Raw genomic sequence first — 7303 nt, forward strand, 5'->3', positions numbered from 1 at the left:
GCTAAGGTTATATTTCTCATCTCAGAACTAACCACTCCTTTAAAGTACTTTTACATATGGTACTTTTCAAAAACTGCTATTCATAATTTTAGTCATATTACTTAAGATGTTAACCTATTCCTAGAACTGAGGTGAAAGTTATGAAAAATATTGAAGCTACTTTTTGGTTAATTGTTTATAATCGAGAAACACGAGATTTTTTAAACGATACCCTCAAGATAAATAGGGAATTGGAATTGGATTTAGATAAGATTATTGGGGATTATGAGAACAAAAATAAAAAGTATCTAGTAATACATATAGATGAAGGAGAATTACCCCCTAAGACATATCGTTCTCTAAAGTATGTAACTGACTAAAATAAGCATACATTGTTCCTAGTAAAGAGCACAACTAAATTATGTATTAATTCACATGAAAAAGGATAGAAAGAACTTTCTGTCCTTTTTTATTTCTAATTATCTCCTTAACAAATTTACACAATAGTTGGATAAATCATTAGCATATTAGCTACTACCATCACTTGATAACTGCTGTTCTCACATTAGATAAATGCCAGGTAGGTCAAAACTAAATAACATGTAAACATTAGTAACGATAGTTCAACTGCTAATTTGTGATGTAAGTGAAACAATATTAATGAAATGATCGTTAATTAAATAGCATATAGATTTTACTTTATAATTCCTAAACATTGAAGAGTAAAATGTATATTAAAGTAATACTCAATTATTTTCTTATTAACGTAATGACTCTATTAAAGTTATGAGAGGAGTTGTAATACGAATGAAAAAAAATAAAGAATTTGAGAGGTACTTTGAAAAGAAATTAGAAGAGGATCAAGAAATAATTGCATCTTTGCCATATTCAAAAGATGAAATAAAAGATATTTATTACCAAGATTACAACAATAGTAGGAATAAACATAGTTTAAAACTTAAATTTGAAGCTCAAGATTTAGATTACAATACTGCCCAGTCTTATCTCCCTCAAAAACGGGAAATGCTGTGGGAAGGGAAGTTACTCAATAATGATGATGAATTAATTGAAGTTTTGCAGTTGATTATTTTTAACGTAAGGGTAAGGAAAAGCCTTGATATAATTCCCTTACCTTTCATTGAGCAATATTTAATAGAGAGTCGTGATAAAAATGAGTAAACTTTACAAGCATTTTCTCAAGAACGGTGATTGCATAATGTTTAAAACGAGTATGCCCAAAGATGAGCTAGCCCTATTAATCTCTTTTCCTAATCAATATAGATTTATTGAATACTTTGAAAAAAGTGGTTACCAATTAGTCATTCATTCCATTATTAAGCAAGGACCATAATAGTAAAAGCTAAGTCAAGCAAAGTTCCAAAAAATTAGTATGTTTGCGTTTTGTTCGTCTAACATCCCTTACTCAATCTATAAAAAGCACACTCTCTGCCGTGCAGAAGGAGCGGGTAGCTTTTATGGACAAAACCTTTTAATGAGTGAACCGATGTTTTTCTTCATTTTCTTCCCGTTTTTAGTAAGATACACATACATTGTGCTAGCATTTTGTATGTGTGTGATGTAATAATATCAATTGCCTCTTACTTCTCGAACATGGCCAAAATTGCTAATTTCGCATTGTTGGTAATAAACAGTAATGGGATACCATTTATCACCGTAGGACCGATCACTACATGATTGACAAAGATAGCCTTTTTGAACCCTACCTCCAGTCATATGATAAACACTGTATAGATAAAATACATCATCCGGTTGTTTTCGTTTACAAAAATCGCATTTTTCCATTACGTTTCCCTCTTTTACTTCCTATCGATTAATATTAACTCTATTTTTTATTTATTCTGATATTTCAATCATACGTATGTATGCCTCAATCATCATTCCTGGCTTTTTCTACTTTGTCTCTAAAATTGGTGTTACAAGGTACTAATTAGCAACAATTTAATTAAATTTTTCCCAGACTATAAAAAAAAAGTCCGAAACATATGATATAACTGGATTTAAAACTACTTAAAAATAAATAAAAAGCTGGATAATAAATGGATAATAATTTTCCATTTCATTATCTATGAAATTATCCAAAATATTATCTAGACTAGAAGAAAATCTTTACTTTTTAAAAAAATAATTGGACGCTCTAAAAAAATTGACGATATATATGAATAAATAAAGGAGGATTGATCTATGTATATTTTGATTGAAATGGTTGCAAGCCCAGGTGACTATATAAAACACAAACATACAGAAGAAATTATTCATGTTACACATGTAAAAGATGATGGAGCAGTTTTATATAGTGTAGAAGAACTGAAGTTTGATAGATATTACAACTATTGGGAAGCAGATGAGTACTTTGTTTTATATAAAATTGCTAGTGGGTACTTTTTAACATCTCCAATTACTAGTATTATTGAGAAGCGCGAGAGGTGAACAAAACTAAATGGTATGGAAGTTTCGGCAAACTTGTTTTTAATACTACCTAAGTAATGTTCTACCCTAACACTTTTCTAAAATACCTCAAGACCTCGCACTTGCCATCCTAGAGTCTGATTTAATTCGCTTTTCAAAAAGGCACCACCGTACTCATCTAATTCCGATTCACTCTGTACCTTAAAACTGTAGTAACGTAGAAGGGTGATCCTGTTTCGATCACCCAACCTTTTTATATAATTAACGAGTTTCCTTTCCTATTCAAATTGACTTTTGTTAAGCCATGTTTCCAGCTCATTAAGTTTGAAGAAATAATGTCGTTTTCTTTCTTTAGGGAGGCATTCAATCAAATCAAAGATAGATTTAAATTTAACTTTACCAAAGTCTTTCTTTTCCCTTTCATTGTACCAGTATACTATCCATAATTCCGAGCAGTAATTTTTATATTTTTCTATTGTTTCATCTATCGATTGAGTCCAAGCACTTAGTTTTGCATCGACAAAAATATCTCCTACGTCGCCATTCAAAACAAAATCAGGTTTAATCGATTGACGTGGTGCCAAGTGTATAAGCTTATTCCTGAGCTTGATCTGATAAGATAACTCGCTTAATACTTTTCCCACAAGGTTTTCAAATCTTATCCCTGCACTCCTTACATTCTTCCTCCATCGCTCTTCATAGTCTATATCAATTTCATTTAATGCTTTTAATAAAGTACCAAAATGATCTCTAGCTTGCTTCTCAAGTTTACTATTTTCAGTGAATAAATCTCTATGTGATTTACGCTTAACATAAAACCACTCATATAATTCATTAATTACTTCATCCTTCTCCCACTTTTTCTTATCAATATACGGCCTATTTTCTTTAATTACATTAACTGATAGACCCGCCTCCTCACATGCCTGGATGAATGAGCCAAACTCCCTGTAACAAGCTTTATACAACGGGCGGAATTCAATGGCGAAATTTTCAGTCATTAAAACCCCTTCTACACCAAGCTCTTGAAGCTTCGAGATGATTCGCTCTTTATTCCATTTTTCTGTCCCATAGATCTCCTCAATCGTAAATCCTGCCGACGTGATTGCATTTAAGAAAGATCCAAAATGTCTTATACAAGCTGCATGAATTTGTGGGTAATTAGTTTTGAGATAAATACTTTGGATGGGAATTCCATCATTATACATTTCCCTCAAGTGTATAATTACCTTCTCTTTGTTCCAATCTTCTCTTTGCAAAATTTCCTTGTAGGATACCCCATTTGCTTCAACCGCATTTTCAAGAGAACCATAGAACTTTTTACATGCACCTAATAAACCATCACCATGTTCTCTTACATACATTGGTGTTAACAAACCTTTCCGGTAAAGTTGTAATAGTAAATTATCAACATCTACCTTAGAGGACCATATATTGGACTGTCTAATCTCATGATATGGAATCCCACATACTTTTGACGCGTTTTCCAGCGAACCAAAGCATTCTCGAGCTCCATAAAGTAATTTCCAATCATTCTCGCGAAGGAAGGAAATAGTTAGAATACCTTGCTTATAATAGTCTATTAATCTCTCAATAACTTTTTCTGGTGGCCATTTTTCCAACTTATTGATTTCATTATAAGAAAAACCAAATTTCTTCAGCCCTTGTTCTAATGATCCATAATCCTCTTTTATTGCCCTAACCATCCCACCATAATTTCCATACAAATAAGTAAGGGTAAGATTACTTTCAGAATTAACTTTCAATAATATTTCTCTTACCATTTCTTCATTCCACTTTCTTCTTTTTCGCATAAAACCAGTCCTTCTATCAATATTTTCCACTAGTTATATACAAAATTTAGAAAGTTATACCCTACTTTTTTTAATAGCATGTGCATTTATAACCTACAGATCAATAGTCTATTATAGACTAGTTTTATCTAGACTATTAACGTCTATGGTTTGACATTAATAATAAATTCTAACAATAACGTACTGTATGTATCTTGATAGTTTAAACTATCTTCCTACTCGTTTGATCTTTTTTATAATTTTATAAAAGTTTGTCATAAATAATTTTTTTTATTAAGGGTCATATTTCTTTGTATTTTTAATGAATATATACGTTCATATCATGAGGTTAAATGATATTTAACCTCTTAAGAATTGAGCTTTGAATGAGTGGGACCAGTATTACCTAGACAAGAAGAGTTCCAATTAAAGTTCCCAAGTTCTAAAATTAAAAATTAAACACAAAAAAGCCACTCCCATGATTGGATATGGCTTTTCATATGCTAAAATTTTTAACCTTTTTCTAAAATCACTCACTCCCTAGCCTGTCTTCTTTCATACTCTTCAACAGATATACCTAACACTCTAGATATCGCTATTGATTTTCGGTAATTGGAGGCTTTGTTATATACACAATTCATATTTCCCACTAAACGCCACCACGTTCTTCCTTTATTGTCCAACTTATAAACTACCTCATCACTCTCAAATTCCTCTGGAGTAAGGTTTGAAGTTGCCCAAATCGGCTTATTCTTTCGTTCCCTACCATTTATAATTTGGAAAATCCAATCTTTTTCCTCATCACTTAACCTTTGACTACTCATGAAATCATCCCAAACCAACAAATCGGCGCTTAAGCACACTCCCATAATTTCTTGAAAGGATTCGTTGTTATTGTAATTCTTCGTAGCGTTAAATCTACTTAGGAGGTCCTTTTCTGTAATGAAAAGAACTGAGTAGCCTTTCTCAATTAAGGCATTTCCCCCTGCAGCAGTTATATGGCTTTTCCCATTTCCTGTCTCACCAAAAATAAAGACCCCTAATTTGCTACGTTCACTAAAGTTTTCTACTGCATCTTCCACTTCACGTATTGCTTTTTCATTTCCGTGCCTCAATTTGTATGACTCAAAAGTTAAATGTTTAATATCTTCAAGCGAACTACTCATCTTAAGAGCATGATTAATTTTCCTTTGTCTTCGATAAGACTCCTGCTGTCGTTTAATATCCTCTAGCTTCTTAATCTCACATTTACAAGCTGGATAAACCCATCTTATTTCTTTGTGAAATGGATGTTCTACTTGGATGGGCTCAATTTGCTCTCCACAACTTGCGCATTCCTTTGGTTCAGGTTTACTTGAAGAGTCTGACATGCCCGAATTCTTTAGTACCTGATTCATTAAGTCCTTCATTCGCTCCCACCTCATTTGGATATTTAGGTATTTCTTTATTTTTAGCAGCTTTGCTTTTCTCTGTATTACTTTGAATTACCAAATGATCAAACTTCTCCCTAAGCTTCGCAGTTGATAAGATATGTCCTTGCCAAAATGTATTCTTTTGACACCAATCAATAACATATTTAATTTCTTCTTCTCCACGATTATCAAGTTCAATCATTCGCTTAATATGAATTGCCCAATTCTCTAAGTTAGGTTTTTTATGATTGGGATTATGTTCTATAATTCTTTGATACAACCGATAAGCTAGTTGATAAAAAATAGAAGCTTGGTCAAATGCTTGCTTTTGACCATCTTTTTTCTTTCCATTTTTATCATTCTCTGCATTATTACCATTCTTGTTTGTGTCACTTTGCTGTATATTTGCTGGTAAATTGTTGTCATTCTGTTGTGATTTTGTTGTCAAAGACTCTTGGTAGTCATTCCAATGAATTATTGTTACTATGCTGAATTTGTTATACGATTTGATGTCAACATTCCCGAATTTTTTGAGTTTCTTTAACCAATTCCATAGCGTTGTGTCACGAACTTGTTTCCTTGGAGCTAAACCCTTATTATATTCAAATTGAAGTTTAAACCTCCCTGTAATAAACTGTCCTGGATACAAGGTTATTTCCTGTTTTTCTACTAATGTCTTATGCTTTGTATGAGTAGCTTTCATAAGACAATACATCCACAATCGAAATAACTCTGGGTCCTGCCAAACGGAACTATTCATAGTTTTTCTGTAAATTTTCACATAACCTTGTAGCATCTTCCTTACCACCTTTTTAAAACCGGGGGAGAAATAATTTCCCCCTACACATTTTCTTAACTTTATCCTTGAATAGTCTTATCTTAATTTAACTTTTCTTGCTTCATCTTTTTTTGACTCTCTAACCACTCTACAAAGTCCTCTTTTTCGACTCGCTTTGATAGCCCAATTTCAAAACACCTTATTCCTCCAGCCTCTTCGCTAAGTTGAAAAAGCTCATATACTCTTCGACGGGAAATTTTGAGATATTCTGCGATGTTTTGGGCAGTGAGAACGTTTGGCAATTCGTTTTTAGTCATAATTACTCCTCCATTACAGATATTTATTGTAATAAAATTACACTCATTGATGAAACTGGCTTATGGCAATGTCATAAAAAAAGCACTAGAAACAAGACCTGTTTACAGGCATCGTTCCAGTGCTTCTGGCCACAAAGATATTATTTAATTATTTCTTTATCATCTCCTACTCCAATTCATACGTTACTTACTGAGTTATTTAAGGACGAAATTAGCAAAAATAGGTTTTGATAAGAATACCTATATCCTCACTTTTCCATCTCTACTATAACTAGTTTACTTTTAACTTAGGAGGCTATTACTAGGGATAAGAAAGTATTTATCCTTCGCTTTCTGTAACTCCTTCACCCTTTAACCTTCTTCAATGAATAGATTACAGCAAATAGGGACTCAAGAATATTACTAGCGATAAAAAAGTTATTAGCATTTATATTTTGAATTTTGTATCTCCTATCACCTTATAACCTCTTCACTGAATAGGTTACAGCAAATAGGGACTCAAGGATATTACTAGCGATAAAAAAGTTATTAGCATTTATATTTTGAATTTTGTATCTCCTATCACCTTATAACCTCTTCACTGAATAGGTTACAGCA

The 7303-nt window shown here is 32.4% G+C and carries 9 protein-coding genes; 4 read left to right on the forward strand and 5 right to left on the reverse strand.

The window, feature by feature from the left end:
• Positions 1 to 140 precede the first annotated feature (140 nt).
• The 3 genes from GKP30_RS22425 to GKP30_RS23830 all read left to right on the forward strand — a co-directional run bounded on the left by GKP30_RS22425 (position 141) and on the right by GKP30_RS23830 (position 1330).
• Positions 141 to 359 (forward strand): hypothetical protein, encoded by a 219-nt coding sequence (locus GKP30_RS22425; RefSeq protein WP_216831699.1) that lies wholly within the window; start codon positions 141 to 143, stop codon positions 357 to 359.
• A 427-nt stretch (positions 360 to 786) separates the two neighbouring features.
• Positions 787 to 1158, forward strand: a complete 372-nt coding sequence (locus GKP30_RS22430; protein ID WP_216831700.1) for a hypothetical protein — start codon at positions 787 to 789, stop codon at positions 1156 to 1158.
• Between the two features lie 37 nt (positions 1159 to 1195).
• The gene (locus GKP30_RS23830; protein ID WP_268884710.1) at positions 1196 to 1330 is read left to right on the forward strand and encodes a hypothetical protein; all 135 of its coding nucleotides are present in this window, start codon (positions 1196 to 1198) and stop codon (positions 1328 to 1330) included.
• Between the two features lie 236 nt (positions 1331 to 1566).
• Here GKP30_RS23830 and GKP30_RS22435 read toward each other — a convergent pair whose 3' ends face one another.
• The gene (locus GKP30_RS22435) at positions 1567 to 1782 is read right to left on the reverse strand and encodes a hypothetical protein (RefSeq protein ID WP_216831701.1); all 216 of its coding nucleotides are present in this window, start codon (positions 1780 to 1782) and stop codon (positions 1567 to 1569) included.
• Between the two features lie 399 nt (positions 1783 to 2181).
• Here GKP30_RS22435 and GKP30_RS22440 point away from each other — a divergent pair, with 399 nt between their 5' ends.
• On the forward strand, positions 2182 to 2427 hold the full coding sequence (locus GKP30_RS22440; RefSeq protein WP_216831702.1) for a hypothetical protein: 246 nt from the start codon (positions 2182 to 2184) through the stop codon (positions 2425 to 2427).
• A 257-nt stretch (positions 2428 to 2684) separates the two neighbouring features.
• On the opposite strand, the gene GKP30_RS22445 is transcribed toward GKP30_RS22440, so the two are convergent.
• The 4 genes from GKP30_RS22445 to GKP30_RS22460 all read right to left on the reverse strand — a co-directional run bounded on the left by GKP30_RS22445 (position 2685) and on the right by GKP30_RS22460 (position 6706).
• Entirely contained in the window at positions 2685 to 4250 is a 1566-nt protein-coding gene (locus GKP30_RS22445; RefSeq protein ID WP_216831703.1) for a hypothetical protein, read from the reverse strand.
• Positions 4251 to 4732: 482 nt separating this feature from the next.
• Positions 4733 to 5608, reverse strand: coding sequence for an ATP-binding protein (locus tag GKP30_RS22450; RefSeq protein WP_236035302.1), 876 nt, complete (start codon positions 5606 to 5608; stop codon positions 4733 to 4735).
• Positions 5550 to 6407, reverse strand: a complete 858-nt coding sequence (locus GKP30_RS22455; protein ID WP_216831704.1) for a replication protein — start codon at positions 6405 to 6407, stop codon at positions 5550 to 5552. Before GKP30_RS22455 ends, GKP30_RS22450 begins: the two co-directional genes overlap by 59 nt.
• A gap of 83 nt (positions 6408 to 6490) precedes the next feature.
• Positions 6491 to 6706 (reverse strand): helix-turn-helix domain-containing protein, encoded by a 216-nt coding sequence (locus tag GKP30_RS22460; protein ID WP_216831705.1) that lies wholly within the window; start codon positions 6704 to 6706, stop codon positions 6491 to 6493.
• Between the last annotated feature and the right edge of the window lie 597 nt (positions 6707 to 7303).

The sequence above is a fragment of the Alkalihalobacterium elongatum genome (assembly GCF_019024285.1).
GTDB lineage: Bacteria > Bacillota > Bacilli > Bacillales > Bacillaceae_F > Alkalihalobacterium > Alkalihalobacterium elongatum.

Excerpts from the sequence above, each read along its gene's own strand:
- GKP30_RS22425 (WP_216831699.1), top strand. The coding sequence starts at position 141 with ATGAAAAATATTGAAGCTACTTTTTGGTTAATTGTTTATAATCGAGAA.
- GKP30_RS22430 (WP_216831700.1), top strand. The coding sequence starts at position 787 with ATGAAAAAAAATAAAGAATTTGAGAGGTACTTTGAAAAGAAATTAGAA.
- GKP30_RS23830 (WP_268884710.1), top strand. The coding sequence starts at position 1,196 with ATGTTTAAAACGAGTATGCCCAAAGATGAGCTAGCCCTATTAATCTCT.
- GKP30_RS22435 (WP_216831701.1), bottom strand. The coding sequence starts at position 1,782 with ATGGAAAAATGCGATTTTTGTAAACGAAAACAACCGGATGATGTATTT.
- GKP30_RS22440 (WP_216831702.1), top strand. The coding sequence starts at position 2,182 with ATGTATATTTTGATTGAAATGGTTGCAAGCCCAGGTGACTATATAAAA.
- GKP30_RS22450 (WP_236035302.1), bottom strand. The coding sequence starts at position 5,608 with ATGAAGGACTTAATGAATCAGGTACTAAAGAATTCGGGCATGTCAGAC.
- GKP30_RS22455 (WP_216831704.1), bottom strand. The coding sequence starts at position 6,407 with ATGCTACAAGGTTATGTGAAAATTTACAGAAAAACTATGAATAGTTCC.
- GKP30_RS22460 (WP_216831705.1), bottom strand. The coding sequence starts at position 6,706 with ATGACTAAAAACGAATTGCCAAACGTTCTCACTGCCCAAAACATCGCA.